General features: G+C 62.4%; 10 protein-coding genes. 3 read left to right on the plus strand and 7 right to left on the minus strand.

Annotated elements, in window-relative coordinates; all coding sequences use genetic code 11:
- Positions 1 to 27: 27 nt before the first annotated feature.
- Together CKW13_RS14255 and CKW13_RS14260 are read right to left on the minus strand one after the other, a co-directional pair.
- On the minus strand, positions 28 to 312 hold the full coding sequence (locus CKW13_RS14255) for a helix-turn-helix domain-containing protein (protein WP_095109264.1): 285 nt from the start codon (positions 310 to 312) through the stop codon (positions 28 to 30).
- The gene (locus CKW13_RS14260; RefSeq protein ID WP_095109265.1) at positions 309 to 1,634 is read right to left on the minus strand and encodes a type II toxin-antitoxin system HipA family toxin; all 1,326 of its coding nucleotides are present in this window, start codon (positions 1,632 to 1,634) and stop codon (positions 309 to 311) included. The genes CKW13_RS14255 and CKW13_RS14260 overlap by 4 nt, the downstream gene beginning before the upstream one ends.
- Before the next feature lie 443 nt (positions 1,635 to 2,077).
- On the opposite strand from CKW13_RS14260, the gene CKW13_RS14265 reads away from it, so the two are divergent.
- Together CKW13_RS14265 and CKW13_RS14270 are read left to right on the plus strand one after the other, a co-directional pair.
- Positions 2,078 to 4,123 (plus strand): autotransporter domain-containing protein, encoded by a 2,046-nt coding sequence (locus tag CKW13_RS14265; protein ID WP_095109266.1) that lies wholly within the window; start codon positions 2,078 to 2,080, stop codon positions 4,121 to 4,123.
- Between the two features lie 99 nt (positions 4,124 to 4,222).
- Positions 4,223 to 4,531, plus strand: a complete 309-nt coding sequence (locus tag CKW13_RS14270) for a hypothetical protein (RefSeq protein WP_095109267.1) — start codon at positions 4,223 to 4,225, stop codon at positions 4,529 to 4,531.
- 77 nt (positions 4,532 to 4,608) lie between these two features.
- Here the strand turns inward: CKW13_RS14270 and oadA are convergent, their stop codons facing one another.
- Both oadA and CKW13_RS14280 read right to left on the minus strand, forming a co-directional pair.
- Entirely contained in the window at positions 4,609 to 6,417 is a 1,809-nt protein-coding gene (oadA, locus tag CKW13_RS14275; protein ID WP_095109268.1) for a sodium-extruding oxaloacetate decarboxylase subunit alpha, read from the minus strand.
- 102 nt (positions 6,418 to 6,519) lie between these two features.
- Positions 6,520 to 7,935, minus strand: a complete 1,416-nt coding sequence (locus tag CKW13_RS14280) for an acetyl-CoA carboxylase biotin carboxylase subunit (protein WP_095109269.1) — start codon at positions 7,933 to 7,935, stop codon at positions 6,520 to 6,522.
- Between the two features lie 190 nt (positions 7,936 to 8,125).
- Between CKW13_RS14280 and CKW13_RS14285 the strand changes: the two genes are divergently transcribed.
- Positions 8,126 to 9,088, plus strand: coding sequence for a LysR family transcriptional regulator (locus CKW13_RS14285; protein ID WP_095109270.1), 963 nt, complete (start codon positions 8,126 to 8,128; stop codon positions 9,086 to 9,088).
- Here CKW13_RS14285 and CKW13_RS14290 read toward each other — a convergent pair.
- The 3 genes from CKW13_RS14290 to CKW13_RS14300 all read right to left on the minus strand — a co-directional run bounded on the left by CKW13_RS14290 (position 9,030) and on the right by CKW13_RS14300 (position 13,240).
- A complete protein-coding gene (locus tag CKW13_RS14290; protein ID WP_095109271.1) occupies positions 9,030 to 9,242 on the minus strand; it encodes a PA3496 family putative envelope integrity protein in 213 nt (70 codons plus the stop codon). The genes CKW13_RS14285 and CKW13_RS14290 overlap by 59 nt on opposite strands.
- 98 nt (positions 9,243 to 9,340) lie before the next feature.
- Positions 9,341 to 10,207 (minus strand): transcriptional regulator HexR, encoded by an 867-nt coding sequence (hexR, locus tag CKW13_RS14295; protein ID WP_095109272.1) that lies wholly within the window; start codon positions 10,205 to 10,207, stop codon positions 9,341 to 9,343.
- Positions 10,208 to 10,387: 180 nt separating this feature from the next.
- Positions 10,388 to 13,240 (minus strand): bifunctional diguanylate cyclase/phosphodiesterase, encoded by a 2,853-nt coding sequence (locus CKW13_RS14300; protein WP_095109273.1) that lies wholly within the window; start codon positions 13,238 to 13,240, stop codon positions 10,388 to 10,390.
- Between the last annotated feature and the right edge of the window lie 106 nt (positions 13,241 to 13,346).

A 13,346-nucleotide genomic window follows, 5' to 3' on the forward strand; every position in this document is an offset into this window, starting at 1 on the left:
TCGCTGGGTCCAGCAATAAACATTGGTTTAAACGCCCGCCTTCGTGCGCCGGGCTTTTACCACGCCCATCTGCAGCCCGAATGGCTTGAACACTGCGTTAAGCGACTTCAGGGTCTGGTTGCCTTCGCCGTGTTCGATATGCACCAGGGTGCGCACCGAGATTTTGCACATGCGCGCAAATTGGCTCTGGTGCAGCCCTGTCACTTCGACCCGCAAGCGCCGCACGGCTTCGCCGATCTGCAACGTGCCTTCGCCCAGGCCTAGCTGGATGGCGTCGATGAACCGGGCGCGTTCTTGTAGGGTCATGTTCATTGCAGCCCCCAGTCTTTCAAGCGTTGCCCAAGGTTTTTCAGGGCTATGCTCGGGTGCTTGAACGTCACGGCGGGCAAGCCGCTGTCGGCGAGGATATCGGGCAGTGCCAGCAGGTGCGCGGCGTCTTCGCGCAGGCGTTCAAAGCTGTCCTGCGGATCGGCGATATCGGCCAAGGCCTCGCACGCGGCGCGCCAATCGACCTCCCCGGCCCGCTCGATTTCCCGGGGCCATTTGGTGGTGCGGGTGATGCCTTCGTCGTCCATCACCATCGGTGCCAGGTCGTAGATGGGCGCCAGGCGCACCGAGTCGGCCTCGCGGATGATTGCCGTGTTGCGCCCGTGGTTATCAGAGTTGCCCAGTATCTTGTTCAGCAGGTCACGGCGCAGGTAGTCGGCGACCAGGTCCGGGATTTGCTCGTCCTGCTCCACCCGCCACCACAGTTGCGCCAGCATCTGCATCACCTGCACGTGGTTCATGGCGCTGCCAGGGGTGGTGACGCCGGCCAGGGAGTAGACCGACTCCACGGCCAAGCGCTCGACGCCGTGGGCCGTCACGCCCCGGTCAAAGCGCTGCATCCACAGGCTCGGCTTGCTCGCCTCTTCCAGCGCCAGGCCCTCGGCGGCCACGGTCTCGATGCCCAGGGTTTGCAGGGCTTTGTAGTAGTGGAACTCGCTACGCAGGATGTCCTGGTCCAGTTGCAGCCCCTTGTTGCGGGCGAATTTGACGAACCAGTGCTGCCGGGCCTCGGCGTCATCGAGCACAGCGTCCGGGTACAGCAGGCCGTCGACGCTTTCGGTGAGCAGCAGCTTCGGCGCCTCCCCCCCCGCCCCGGTTGCACCGCCAATCGCCGCGCCCTGCTCGTAGGCGTATTCCAGGAAACGCTGGTCGCGGGCGATCACCTCGTCACGGGCAAACCCCATGGGCAGCCGCTTATCTACGTCCTGCAACGACTCCTTGATGCGCAAATGGCCGATGGGCGCCGGGGTGCTGCGGCCTAGCAGGAACAAATCGGGGCTGATGCCTTCGGGCTTTTGCTGGCCCAGGCGCGCCAGCAGGAAGCGCCGGGCTGCGCCGGCCGGAGCGATGTCGTGTAAAAAGGCCGGCGCACTGGCCTGGTCTTCGCTGTTCCAGTCCAACGGCAGGTTGGCACTGACAGCACTGGCGAAGGGGTCGCCGATATCGCCCAGGTGCGCCACTAGGTAGTCCTGCAGGTAGCCGAAGCTACAACGGCTTTGCAGGCCCTCTTGCGGTTCGTGGAAGGTCAGGAGCATGGCGTCTTGCCATTCGCCTGCCGACCAAAGTTGGAGTGTCAAAGTGAACATGGCTGTTACCTGCAATTTGATGCCTTTGAGGGAGCGTCCAAAGTCGTTGCCTGCAATATAGTGCAGATGGTTGCACTATGTGTGCCTTATATGTGCATTAAAATGCATTTATACGCCGTTAACAGGGTGCTCACACGCAATAAAATGCAGATGCCTGCGACTGCGACCCCCGCACTGCCAGTGCGCCATGGCACAGGCGCCAATCAACCCGGCGAAGGGAGCAACGGAGGGCGGGCCGGGTGGGGGCGCCCTACAGGTGTTTCCGCAGTCACGGTGAGGCAAAGCTGCCACTCAAGCAGGCCACCGGCCAACTTTGCTCCGCCGCCCCACAATGCCGACACGTAATGCCGCCATAGCGCGCAAAAACCACGGAAAACCCCGGCATTAATAGCCCGCCATGGCCCCGTAGAGTTCCGCCTCCCGAACCACGAGGCTCCTCCTTCATGCCGACCTTGCTCCCACCTAGCCCCCATGCACTCGCCCTGGCCATCGCCCTGACCCTGCCCACGGTGAAAATGGCCCACGCCCAACAAAGCCAGGCGCCACTCCCGCCAAAGACAGTGGCCGAGGTGTTAGGCCTACTGGAAGACTTCGCCAATGACCCCACAATCAAGACGACCCTGATTGCCACCAACAGCAAAGACAACATCCTCAACTCTGCCCTGGGCATGGACGATGACCTGCTGACCCTCCAGCTCGATGGCATCCAGGAACACGCTTTCGATGGCGGCGAAGGGTTCAATGTGTTGAGGCTGGAGGCCAACCACGGCGCCACCTTGACTGAGACACGCAACTTCCAGGGGCTGGACGTTCCGCAAGGCAACTGGACAGTGCAAGGCACGGGCGACTTCCAGTTCGGTGCACTGGTGCGCAATAGCGCCACCCTCATCAACCAGGGCACCATCGTCGGCGATGCGTTCGTGGCGCAGGGCGCCACTTATGGCGGCAACGGCAAGGTCCGCAACCTGATCGTCGAAGGAACCCTGCACGTGAATCCTACGCAGGGCGCCGCATGGGTCGGCGAGGACCTGACCCTTGCCGAGGGCTCGACGCTGGTTTACGACATCGCTCAAAACGGCGACGGCGCCAAGGTCCAGGTCGAGGGCACCGCTAAAATCGACAACGCCGCATTAACGGTCAAGGCTGCCGACACCGCCTACCCTGACCCCCTGTACTTCACCGTCATCCAGGCCGGCAAGATCGAGGGTGAATTTGGGGAGGTGAACAGCGACCTGCTCTACTTGACGCCCGCCCTGCACTACAGCGAAACGACCGTAGACCTGGCTTACACCCGCAACGAACGGCGCCTTGAAGACGGTGCCGGCAGCGATAACGGCCGCGAAGCCGCCAACGGCCTGGAACCCGACTCAACCGCCCCTGGCACCCCCCGCAACGCCGAGGACACAGACACTCCACTTAACACTGAGAACACAAACACCCCTGACAGCCCTGTAAACAGGGGCAACCCAGCGGGCACGGGTAATGGCGCCCTGGACGCCCTGCTCACCAGCACCCAGCACCAAGCGGCCGATGCCCTGGAACAACTGGCCGGTGGCGCCAACGCGAACCTGGCCAACATTACCCAGAACAGCGCCCGGCCCGTGGTCGGCAGCCTGCTGGCCACCCTGCGCCAGGGCAGCGATGCCCCGGCGCAGTTCGACAGCGGCAACGGTCGCGTGTGGGTGCAGGCCCTGGGCAACTCGACCACCACCGACCGCGCCCACGCCAGCCGTGCGCTGCAACAACGCACCCATGGCGTGGTGGTGGGCGCCGACTGGTCCGTGAACGAGACCTGGAGCCTGGGCCTGCTGGGCGCCAAATCGCAGACCCAGGTCGACGGCCGACGGTTCGATGCCGACCTCGACAACTGGTACCTGGGCGCCTACGCCATAGGCCAACGCGGCCCGCTCGCGCTGCGCCTGGGCGCAACCTATGGCAGCCACTCCGGTGACACGCAGCGCAACCTGGCATTCAAGGGCTATCGCGACACCCTCAAGGGCTCCTTCGATTCCAGCACCCAGCAAGCCTTCGCCGAATTGGGCTACCAAATGGGCAGCGCCAACCTGAGCGCCGAGCCTTTTGTCAGCCTGGGCTATGAGCGCTATCAACGCGCCAGCTACCAGGAAAAGGGCGGCGATGCGGCCCTGCGGGTCGAGCGCCAGAGCCGGCAAAACCTGAACAACACCTTCGGCCTGCGCCTCGCCCAGTTCACCCTGCTGGACAACGGCATGGCCCTGATGCCGAGCCTGAGCGCCGGTTGGAAACACACCTACGGCGACTTGCAAAGCAAGACCCGCCAAAGCTTCGTCAGCACTGGCAAGGGTTTCACCATCGAAGGTGCGGCCCAGGACCGTGACAGCCTGGTACTGGCCGCTGGTCTGGACCTGAGACTGTCCGAGCACCACACCTTGGGCGTCGGCTATCAGGGCGAGCTGAGCAGCAACAACCGCAGCAATGGCCTGACAGGGCAGTGGCGGATGAGCTTCTAAAAGCACTGTACGGCTCAACACCTGTCACTTCTGACAGTAGACGGGTATCAGGACCACGCTTAGCCTGATCCCGTCGCCCCCTCGCCCACGAGGTGCACCATGGCCAGCTCAAAAAACCCCGCCACACTCCCCAGCATTGTTCGGGTGGGAGAAGTCATATTTCTGGAAAACCCCAAGACCCATTCCCTGACTGGCCTCTACGCCGTCCAATTCAAGAAAGACAATATGGCCACCCAGGTCGAAATCAGCAGAAATAGCGCCGACGCAGTCAACTTCAAGGCGCCGCCACTGCAAAACGGGCCCAACGAAGTCACCGGGCTCTACCCTGAGGGCAGCGTGATCGCTGAGCCTCACTTGGGCCGCACTGAAATTATTGCCAGCCGGGAGAAATTCAGAATCCGGCCTTGAATCGAGTTTTTTACGCAAAAAAAAGGGGAGCACATGCCCCCCCGAGGTTTAAAGCGTTGTAGCCGAAGGCTGTTAAATCAGCCTTCGATCTCGATCAGTATCTCGCCCGGGTTGACCCGGTCGCCCTTGGCCACATGGATGGCCACGACCTTGCCCGCGATGGCCGATTGCACTTCGGTTTCCATCTTCATGGCTTCGGTAATCAGCACGGCTTGCCCGGCCTTGACCACGTCGCCTTCCTTGACTAGCACATCGACGATGTTGCCCGGCATGGTGATGCTGACATGGCCTGGCGTACTGGCCTGCTTGCGCTGGCTGGTGCCACCGCCGACAAATTCGTTGAGCGGCTCGAACACCACTTCTTCGGGCATGCCGTCGATGGACAGGTAGAAGTGGCGCTTGCCTTCGGCCTTGACGCCGACACCGGTGATGTCCACGCGGTAGGTTTCACCGTGCACGTCGATGACGAACTCGGTCGGCACGCCTTCACCGCCCGCCGAGCGCACGCCACCCGCTTCGGGGATCGGCAGCAAGGCTTCCGGGGTCAGGGTGCCTGCGTCGCGTTCTTCGAGGAACTTGCGGCCAATGTCCGGGAACATGGCGTAAGTCAGCACGTCCTCCTCGGATTTGGCCAACGCGCCAATCTCACCGCGCAGCTTGGTCATTTCCGGCTTGAGCAAGTCGGCGGGGCGCACGTCGATCACGTCTTCGCTACCGATGGCCTGGCGGCGCAGTTTCTCGTCAACAGTGCCCGGCGCCTTGCCGTAGCCGCCTTGCAGGTACAGCTTCACTTCGTTGGTGATGGTTTTGTAGCGCTCGCCAGCCAGCACGTTGAAGAACGCCTGGGTGCCGACGATCTGCGAGGTTGGCGTGACCAGGGGCGGGAAACCCAGGTCTTCGCGTACCCGTGGAATCTCGGCCAACACTTCGCTCATGCGGTTGAGTGCACCCTGCTCTTTCAACTGGTTGGCCAGGTTGGAAATCATCCCGCCCGGCACTTGGTTGACTTGCACGCGGGTATCGACCGCGGTGAATTCACTCTCGAACTGGTGGTATTTCTTACGCACCGCGTAGAAGTACAGGCCAATCTCTTGCAGCAGTTCCAAGTCCAGGCCGGTGTCGAATTCACTGCCCTTGAGGGCCGCAACCATCGACTCGGTGCCCGGATGGCTGGTGCCCCAAGCGAAGCTGGAAATCGCCGTGTCGATATGGTCGGCACCGTTCTCGATGGCCTTGAGTTGGCACATCGCCGCCAGGCCCGCAGTGTCGTGGGAGTGGATGAAGATCGGCAGCGACTGCTCGGCTTTGAGCGCCTTGACCAATTCGCCCGTGGCGTAAGGCGTGAGCAGGCCGGCCATGTCCTTGATCGCCACCGAGTCGCACCCCATGGCTTCCATTTGCTTGGCCTGGGCCACGAACGCGTCGATGGTGTGCACCGGGCTGGTGGTGTAGGCGATGGTGCCCTGGGCGTGCTTGCCGGCGGCTTTCACCGCTTCGATGGCCACGCGCAGGTTACGCACGTCGTTCATCGCGTCGAAGATACGGAACACGTCGATGCCGTTGACCGCAGCCTTGGCCACGAACGCCTTGACCACGTCATCGCTGTAGTGGCGATAGCCCAGCAGGTTCTGCCCGCGCAGGAGCATTTGCAGCCGTGTGTTGGGCAATGCCGCGCGCAGCTTGCGCAGGCGCTCCCACGGGTCTTCCTTGAGAAAGCGCACACAGGCGTCGAACGTGGCCCCACCCCAGACTTCCAGCGACCAGTAGCCGACTTTGTCGAGCTTGTCGCAGATGGGCAGCATGTCATCGGTGCGCATGCGGGTCGCCAACAGCGATTGGTGGGCGTCGCGCAGAATCGTGTCGGTTACGAAGATCTTCTTGCTCATTGTTATCTCCTCTTAGCGGCAAGCTTCCAGCCACAAGCGACAAGTAAAAGCCGATCCGCTCTTAACTTGCCGCTTACCACTGAAAACTTGCAGCTGCTTCATTCATAGGCCTGCGTGGGCGGCGATGGCGGCGGCGATGGCCAGGGCCAGCTCTTCGGGTTTGCGCTTGATCGAGTAGTTGGTCAGCTCAGGGTGGCTTTCCACAAAACTGGTGTTGAACTGGCCGCTGCGAAATTCCGGGTTGCGCAGGATTTCCTGGTAATAGGCCGCGGTGGTCTTCACGCCTTGCAGGCGCATGTCGTCGAGGGCGCGCAAGCCACGGTCCATGGCCTCTTCCCAGGTCAAGGCCCAGACCACCAGTTTCAGGCACATGGAGTCATAGAACGGCGGAATGGTGTAGCCGGTGTAGATCGCCGTGTCGGTGCGCACGCCGGGGCCGCCGGGGGCGTAGTAGCGGGTGATCTTGCCGAAGCTGGGCAGGAAGTTGTTCTTCGGGTCTTCGGCGTTGATGCGAAACTGCAACGCAAAGCCACGGTGCTGGATGTCTTCCTGCTTGACCGACAGCGGCAGGCCCGAGGCGATGCGGATCTGCTCGCGGACGATGTCGATACCGGTGATTTCTTCGGTGATGGTGTGTTCCACCTGCACCCGGGTGTTCATCTCCATGAAGTACACCTCGCCCTCGGCGAGCAGGAACTCCACGGTGCCGGCGTTCTCGTAGCCCACCGCTTTGGCCGCACGCACCGACAGGTCACCGATGTAGGCGCGCTGTTCCGGGGTCAGTTGGGGGCTGGGGGCGATTTCGATGAGCTTCTGGTTGCGGCGCTGGATCGAGCAGTCGCGCTCGAACAGGTGCACCACGTTGCCAAAGCTGTCACCGAGTATCTGCGCTTCGATGTGCTTGGGATTGACGATGCACTTTTCCAGAAACACTTCGGCCGAGCCGAAGGCCTTGGTGGCCTCGGAGATCACCCGGGGAAAGGCTTGCTCCAGTTCTTCGCGGCTGTTGCAACGGCGAATGCCGCGGCCGCCACCACCGGAGGTGGCCTTGAGCATCACCGGGTAGCCGATGCGGTCGCCTTCGGTCAGCGCTTCGGCGATGTCCGCAACGTTGCCTTCGGTGCCCGGAGTGACCGGTACACCGGCCTTAATCATGCTGCGGCGCGCTTCAGTCTTATCGCCCATGCGGCGGATGACTTCGGCCGACGGGCCAATGAACTTGATCCCACGTTCGGCGCAGATGTCCGCCAGTTCGGCGTTTTCCGACAGGAAACCGTAGCCGGGGTGCAGGGCGTCGCAACCGGTCTCGACTGCCAGGTTCACCAGTTTGCGCGGGTTCAGGTAGCCGGCCAGGGGCTCGGCACCGATGCTGTGAGCCTCGTCGGCGCGCTTGACGTGCAAGGCGTGACGGTCGGCATCGGAATAGATCGCCACCGAGCGGATGCCCATCTCGGCGCACGCCCGCACGATGCGTACGGCAATCTCACCACGGTTGGCGATCAGGATCTTTGTTATCACTTGGAATTTCCCTTGAGCCGATTGCTATTGCCACCCGCTAGACCGGGTCGACGAGTGACCAAATGTTTCTGGCCAGCCGCGTAGCCACACTAGTCCTCTCAAGGGATTAACAAAAATCAATAATTATTGGGTCGTGCATAAGCAAAAGCTTATAGTTGAGCTTCCCGCCCGTGACGAGAGTTTTCAGTAAATGCGTAAGTCATTGATGCGTATGACATTGCGTCAACTTCAGATCTTCAATGAGGTCTGTGATTTGCGCTCTTACAGCCGCGCGGCCGAGGAAATGTCCCTCACACAACCTGCCGTTAGCCTACAGATTCGTCAACTTGAAGAGCTGATCGGCCAGCCACTCTTCGATTACGTGGGCAAAAAACTCTACATGACTGAAGCAGCTGAAGCGTTACAGCGCGCTAGCCGGGATATTTTCGGGCGCCTGGAAAACCTCGACATGCAGCTCTCGGACATGCAGGGCTCGCTCCAGGGGCAACTAAAACTGGCGGTGGAATCGAGCGCCAAATACTTCGTGCCGCACCTGTTCGCCGCATTCCGGCGCCAGCATCCGGAGGTCAATCTGCACCTGACGGTCATCAACCGCGCGCAGGCCATACGTCGCCTGTCGGACAACCGCGACGACCTGGTGATTATGTCGATGGTGCCCCAGGACATGGGCCTGGAGTTCCTGCCCTTCCTCAATAACCCCATCGTCGCCGTCGCCCCGCCCGACCACCCGCTGTGCCATCAGGGGCCGCTGCGCCTGCAAGACCTCGAACCCCACACCCTGTTGATCCGCGAACCCGGCTCGGGCACGCGGTTGGCGTGTGAGGAATACTTCAAGGAAAAACGCGTGCACTTCACCCAGACCCAGGAAGTGGCGTCCGCCGAAGCGCAACGCGAATGCGTGGTGGCGGGCCTGGGCGTGGCTTTGCTGACGCGCCACGCCCTGAACCTGGAACTGGCCACCGGCAGACTGGTGGAGTTGCCGGTGGAGGAGCTGCCGCTGTACCGCAGTTGGTGCGTGGTGCAGGCCAAGGCCAAGCGCCTGTCACCGGTGGCCCATGCGTTCCTGGGCTTTATTCGCAGCGAGCGGGCGCAGATCAGTGAGCTGGTTGAGCGTTTCGACGGCCGGCGCTTGGCGCTGCCTGCCAGAAATTGAGTTCTGCCGCGTCAGGCAAATCGCCAATTTGTGCGAGCAACTGCCGCTGCTGGCAACGGTCCTCGATCGCACGGCGAAACGCCATGCGGCGCTGGTCTTCCTGCTGACGACGGGTTTTGACGGCGCTGTTGCGTTCTTCGTAGGGCTGGGCCATTTCGAGTCTCCCAAGGCGAGTACGGGAGTTTCACGATAGGCGCCTAGGGTGACGGTTTGGCGGCGCGGGGGTTACAGGTAGATGACGGTGGCGCCGGCTCAGTCGTCCAGCGCCTTCACCGACTTGGGCGACAACCGCAGGCTACGAAGGCTGCGCTTGACGCTCTTGAGGTGGTTGACCAGGCTCGGGCCACGCGCCATGGCCACGCCCATGGCCAGCACGTCGATCACCACCAGGTGGGCGATGCGCGAGGTCAGCGGTGTGTAGATTTCGGTGTCTTCGTGCACATCGATGGCCAGGTTGACGGTGGCCAGCTCGGCCAGCGGCGTCTGGCTCGGGCACAGGGTAATCAGCGAGGCACCGCTTTCGCGCACCAGGTTGGCGGTAATCAGCAAATCCTTGGAGCGCCCGGACTGGGAAATACAGATCGCCACGTCCGACGGCTTGAGGGTGACCGCCGACATCGCCTGCATGTGCGGGTCGGAATAGGCCGCCGCAGTGAGCAATAAGCGGAAGAACTTGTGCTGGGCATCCGCCGCCACCGCGCCCGAGGCGCCAAAGCCATAGAACTCCACGCGTTGGGCCTGGGACATGGCGGTCACCGCCCGTTGCAGCGCCACCGGGTCGAGCTTCTCGCGCACTTCCATCAGGGTGTGCAGGGTGGTGTCGAAAATCTTCAGGCTGTAGTCGGCGACCGAGTCGTCTTCGTGGATGGCGAACTGGCCGAAACTGGCCCCCGCCGCCAGGCTTTGCGCCAGTTTCAGCTTCAAGTCCTGGAAGCCGGAGCAACCGATGGCACGGCAAAAGCGCACGATGGTCGGCTCACTGATGCCCACGCTGTGGGCCAGGTCGGCCATGGAACTGTGCATCACCGCCGCGGGGTCAAGCAGCACGTGATCGGCAACCTTGAGTTCCGATTTGCGTAACAGGTGGCGAGACTGGGCGATATGTTGCAACAGGTTCAAAGGATCGGACTCTTGTTATTGGCAGGCGCCAGGGATGTAGCGAGCTTGTAGTTATACTACAAGAATCGTCTTTTTGCCTGCCCGAAACATCACAAAAACGTCCCGCCGCCCACTGTTCTTGAGGCCAGAGCCTTTGTAGCCCTACGGGCGCGATGGCCTGACGCGGCTCAATCCGGCGACCTATCGGCCCAGCAACGCACCCAACTCGCTGGCCTCCACGGGGCGGCTGATGAGGTAACCCTGCACTTCGTCGCAGCCCTCGGCTTTGAGAAAGTCCAGTTGCCGCTGATCTTCCACGCCTTCGGCCACGACCTTGAGGGACAGGCCATGGGCCATGGCGATGATCGCCCGGGTGATCGCCGCGTCCTCGCCGCCCTCGCCCACCCCGCGAATGAACGCCTGGTCGATCTTCACGTAGTCCACCGGGATGCGCTTGAGGTAGCTCAGGGAGGAATAGCCGGTGCCAAAATCGTCGATCGCCAGTTTCACCCCCAGGTCACGCAACTGCTGGAAGGTGGCGATGATGTGCTCGACGCTGTCGAGCAACTGGCTCTCGGTCAGCTCCAACTCCAAGTAGTGCGGCGCCAACCCGGTCTCTTCCAGCACCTGGCGCACCAGGCTGACCAGTTTGCCCTGGCGCAACTGGTGCACCGACAGGTTGACCGACACCCGGATCGGCGCCAGCCCCTGGCGCTGCCATTCGCACGCCTGCCAGCAGGCCTGGCGCAGCACGAATTCACCGATCGGGCCGATCAATCCGGTTTCTTCCGCCAACCCGATAAAGTCCCCCGGCGGCACGCGGCCCATGGTCGGGTGGTCCCAACGCACCAACGCCTCGGCGGCATTCAGGCGCCCGGTGGCCAGGCACAGTTTGGGTTGGTAGAACACCTTGAGCTGGTGCTCATCGATGGCCTTGCGCAGTTGGTTTTCCAGCTGCAAGCGCTCAAGGGTGCTGGCTTGCAGGCTGTCGGTATAGAACTGGAAGTTATTACCGCCCAAGTGCTTGGCGTGCTGCATGGCCATGTTCGACTGGCTGACCAGGGCGGGGATGTCCCGTGCGTTGTCCGGCAGCATGCTGATGCCCATCGAGGCACTGACCACCAATTCGTGCCCCTCGATGTTCAGCGGCAAACGCAGTTTGGCCGACAAGCGTGTGGCCACCCGCGCCAGGCTGGACAAGTTGCCGTAGGCATCAAATAGCACCGCGAACTCGTCCCCGGACAGCCGCGCGATGGTGTCGGCTTCGGGTAGCGCGTTGACCAGGCGCCGGGCCATTTTCTGTAACAGTTGATCGGCCACCTCATGGCCGAGGCTGTCGTTGAGCAGCTTGAAGCGGTCCAGGTTGATGTGCAGCAACGCCAGGCTGCGGCCGCCCTGGCGGATACGTTGGTAGGCATCATGCAGGCGTTCGCGAAACAGCGCGCGATTGGCCAGCCCGGTCAGTTCGTCGTAATGGCTCAGGTAGCGCATGCGTTCTTCGGAGGCGCGGCGGGCCGACAGATCGGTGAAGAAGCCGACAATATGGCTGACGTTACCCCGCACATCGCGCACCGCCGTAAGTTGCAGCCATTGCGGATACAACTCGCCGTTCTTGCGCGCCTCCACCAGTTCGCCTTGCCAACTGCCGTGCTGCTCCAGGGCCTGGTGGATCACCGGGTAGTGCCGGCGCGCATCGCGGCTGCACGGCAATTCGACGACGTTGCGCCCCAGCATGTCTTCGATCTGATAGCCGGTGACATGGCTGAATGCCTGATTGATGGCGATCAGCGCGTAGTCCGGGTCAAGAATGACGATGCCTTCGCTGGCCGCCTCGAACACCGTCGCCGCCAGGCGCCGCTGCTCTTCCAATTCTTTGCGGGTGCTGATATCGCGCCGGGTGCCGACCATGCGGATCACCCGGCCATTGCTGGTCCGCTCCACCGCGCGGCCACGGTCTTCGATCCACACCCAGTGGCCGTCCTCGTGGCGCACGCGGTACTCGATCTGGTAGTCCTCGGTGCGCCCCTTCAAGTGCTCCACCAACGCCCGCTTGAGCAACGGCACGTCTTGCGGGTGCAGCCGCGGCTTGAGGTGGCCGAGCATGGCCGTGACGTATTCCGGCTCCAGGCCGAACAGCTCCTTGAGCTGGGTGTGGTGCACTTCATCGGTTTGCAGATTCCAATCCCACAGGCCCAACTCGCTGGCCTTCAAGGCCAGGCCCAGGCGCGCCTCACTCTTTTTCAGCGCCTGGTTGGCGGCGTCCAGCTCCAGGCTGCGCTGGGCTACACGTTGCTCCAGGCCGACCTGGGCCTGGCGCAACTGCTCTTCGGCGCTGCGGCGCTGCTCTATCTCACGGGCCAAGTCCTCGTTGAGCTGCTCGCTGCGGTGCTGGGATTGCTGCAAATGCTCGATCAGTGCCTGGTTCTGGAAGCCGCGCAGCAAACCGCGCTGGATCAACCGGTTGACCTGCCACGCCACCACGCTCAGCAAGCCCAACAGGATCAGCCCCAGCCAACCCCAACCCTGCTGCTCGCCGGAACCCCAAAACAGGTAGCCGATGGCAGGCAACAGGCAAGGCAAAGCAAAGGACAGGAACGCCGGCAGGCTCACCGCGTAGGCAACGCTGGCCGACAGCGTCGCCGCGCCGATCAGGCCGAACACCCAGGCTTGCTGAAGGAAACTGTCGGTGGGCACCACGGCGATACCGGCGATACCGAGCGTCAGGCCGCTGGCGGCCGAACCCAGCAGGAACATGCGCTGCCACACCGGTTGGGCCTGACGGGCAGGCAACGCTGAATCGAACGCCGCCACTTGGATCACCCGCAACGCCACCAGCGTCAGCAACCACACCAGCCAGACACTCACCAGCCCATAACGCTGCGGGCTCCACAGCAACGCGGCGCAGACCAAACCGTTGAGCAACATGAAAACCGTCGGCAGCAGGGAGCCTTGATAGAGCAGACGGGTTCGCTCAACCGCCATCTGCGTGGCGTATTGCTGGCGGATAACCTGGGGCGCAACAGAAGGGCCCGACAGGCTAGTGCTGAGTGTCATAGGCGGCGTGTTCTTATAATGGTGAGCCCGAAACGTCGAGCGAGCATACACAAGCCAATGCCCGCACCAAACTGCTCCACGTCATAAAAATCCGAAAACAAAACGC

Origin of the sequence: Pseudomonas sp. Irchel 3E20 (genome assembly GCF_900187645.1) — a bacterium.
Lineage (GTDB): Bacteria > Pseudomonadota > Gammaproteobacteria > Pseudomonadales > Pseudomonadaceae > Aquipseudomonas.